General features: G+C 48.0%; 3 protein-coding genes. 1 reads left to right on the plus strand and 2 read right to left on the minus strand.

All coding sequences use genetic code 11. The annotated features are described in order from the left end of the window. On the minus strand, nucleotides 1-332 hold a 332-nt coding region (locus GX147_10630), incomplete at its 3' end, for an efflux RND transporter periplasmic adaptor subunit (protein ID NLN61123.1). A gap of 64 nt (nucleotides 333-396) precedes the next feature. Beyond that, nucleotides 397-960 (minus strand): TetR/AcrR family transcriptional regulator, encoded by a 564-nt coding sequence (locus GX147_10635; protein NLN61124.1) that lies wholly within the window; start codon nucleotides 958-960, stop codon nucleotides 397-399. Between the two features lie 175 nt (nucleotides 961-1,135). On the opposite strand from GX147_10635, the gene GX147_10640 reads away from it, so the two are divergent. Further along, nucleotides 1,136-2,005, plus strand: an 870-nt coding sequence (locus GX147_10640; protein NLN61125.1) for a hypothetical protein, incomplete at its 3' end; no start/stop codon positions are given.

The raw sequence follows: 2,005 nt of genomic DNA on the forward strand, positions 1-2,005 counted from the left end.
ACTTCATACCTTGCCGCAAGATCTTCTGTGTTCAACTCAGCTAAAATCTGGCCTTCGAGAAACGGATCGCCTTCAGCCACATAAATCGTCCGAATGATCCCGGGCGATTGAAAGGAAAGCTCCGCTTGATTTTTGCTTTTCACTGTGCCCATATAGTTCAGCGATTCGCGAATATCCCCGCTTTTCACCAGGTGCACTTCAACCGGGATGCCCAAAGAGTCGACGTTTTCCTGCTCAACGCCTGTAGCTTGTTCCCTGCCGGTGAATAAAAAAAACAGCACCAATAAAACGGCCATTGCTCCGACGAATTTGATCACGGTTTTTTTTCGCATAAAACGCTCCTCCAGAGAGAAATATGAATGAGACCTCACTCATATTTGCTCAAAAAAATATCCCTCACTTCATTAACCCTGTCCGCAGCAATCCGATCAATTCCTCCGTGCTGCGATTCAACAACTGAACATCTTTGGTTATCAAAAACTCGCTCATGACGGCTTCCAGAAAGCCGAAAATCACGATGGACAGGATCTTCGGGTCGCATTGCCTGAAGTAATCTTCCTCCATCCCTTCGATGAAAATTTCTGAAAAAATAGCAGACAGCTTCGTGTATTTTTCCAAGGGCATCAATTTGCTCCGGCTGGCGGTGCCCTTTTCAGCCAAAACGATTCTGATGATTTCGGGCTCCTTTTGGATCTCGGTAAAATGAAAATCCAACAGTTCCTTGATTTTTAACAGTGGATCCTTCTGACTGTCTTTGACTCTTTGATAGAATTCATATCTTTTCTGATACTCCACATCAAGGATATATTTTAGAATATCTTCTTTGTTCGAAAAGTAATTATAAATTGTGCCCACCGCGAATCCTGCTTCTTTGGCGATTTTGTCGGTAGTCGCCGAAAAAAAGCCTTCTTCGGCTATTATTTTTACTGCTGCCTTTCTGATCGATTCTTTTTTCGGCATGCGTTTCACCTCCTGAATGAGACCTCACTCACATCTTATGGCGCAACGAATCGCTTGTCAAGGCAATGTGAAAAATACTGGATGAACCAGCACGGATGGGTGTATGATATAGTCAGAGGATCCACAAAAATCCAACAAAACAGGCAACCTGTTCAAGCACGACAGAGGTGTTGAAATGAAAGGAATGCGAAGGCAAGTACTATCCGTTCTCGGCATACTTGTATTTTTGATTGCGGCAGGTTTATCAGGAAACAATGAGACTTTTGCGATCGGCCCGCCGGTCGTTCTGACGGTGCCGGCCGACATCACCGACGCAAACCAGCCTCACTATTCCTACAACGGACATTTAGCGACATTCAAAGCTGTCGTGCCCGGAGCGGGACTTACTGCTGACTATTACTACCGTTGGGATATCGACGGAGACGGCAATTGGGATCAGCTGGAAGGAAAGACCTATGCCAATGCAGCCGGCAAATGGTACAGAGCCAAAGGGAGCGATCTGTCCGGTCAACAGTATTTGCCGTCTATTTCGGAAGAAAGAAAACTGATCCACAGCGTCATCGAAGTCGCAGCCGGCATCAACACCAGCACAGGAGCACCCGTTGACAGTGGATTTGGAACCTATCCCATATTGCAATTCCGGGATCTGTCCTCCGCCCCCCCTTCGGGGCTCAGCGACACCCAGCGATCGATACTGAAAAACATTGCCATGGAAGATGCGATGTGGTACCTGCACCAGCAGTTTGTGCGGGTCGAAGCCGCGGGGTCCGGGGCGACCGGCTATCTCCCCGGCGCATCCAATGATGTAAAGGCAGCAAATACGGCTCTGTATGTTCTGGCCATGGCGGAGAACGGACATTATGCAGCATACCCGGCCGGATCGGACCTGTTTGAGACAAGTGCTCTGAACGAAAGAAATGATCATCTGTACAATACCGATCCTTATGCGGACGATCTTTGCAGGGCGGTCAACTATCTGCTGAACAATCTGGCCGAACTGCCGATCTTAAACGAGCTGGATCAGAGCGATGACGGAGTGGGCAGG

This window comes from Deltaproteobacteria bacterium (assembly GCA_012522415.1).
Lineage (GTDB): Bacteria > Desulfobacterota > Syntrophia > Syntrophales > JAAYKM01 > JAAYKM01.

Coding starts and splice junctions, on each gene's coding strand:
- GX147_10635 (NLN61124.1), bottom strand. CDS start 960: ATGCCGAAAAAAGAATCGATCAGAAAGGCAGCAGTAAAAATAATAGCC.